The 255-nt window shown below is 67.1% G+C and carries 1 protein-coding gene; it reads left to right on the plus strand.

Annotated features, from left to right (window positions below; translation table 11 throughout):
- Nucleotides 1–20: 20 nt before the first annotated feature.
- Nucleotides 21–255, plus strand: a 235-nt coding sequence (locus tag QSK31_RS48725) for a hypothetical protein (RefSeq protein ID WP_285692028.1), incomplete at its 3' end; no start/stop codon positions are given.

The following is a 255-nucleotide window of genomic DNA, read 5'->3' on the forward strand; positions in this document are numbered from 1 at the left end:
GGGCGCAGGCGGTGGCGGGGATGCGCGGGGACAAACTCGCCGCCAGCAACGCTGTCGGTAAAGGTCAGCAAGGTGCTCAGGGCAAGGACGAGTCGAAACGGGCGCAGGTCACCGCGAAGCTGCAGGCCGTCTTCGACGCCACCCAGAAAGACGTCGAAGCCATCCTCGCCGGCCTCGACAGCAAGGTCGACGACTCTTTCTCCTCGGGGGAGAAGGCGGCGCGGGATGCGTTCACCGCTGAGCACAAGCGGCGGA

Origin of the sequence: Actinoplanes sp. NBRC 103695, assembly GCF_030269485.1 — a bacterium.
Taxonomy (GTDB): Bacteria; Actinomycetota; Actinomycetes; order Mycobacteriales; family Micromonosporaceae; genus Actinoplanes.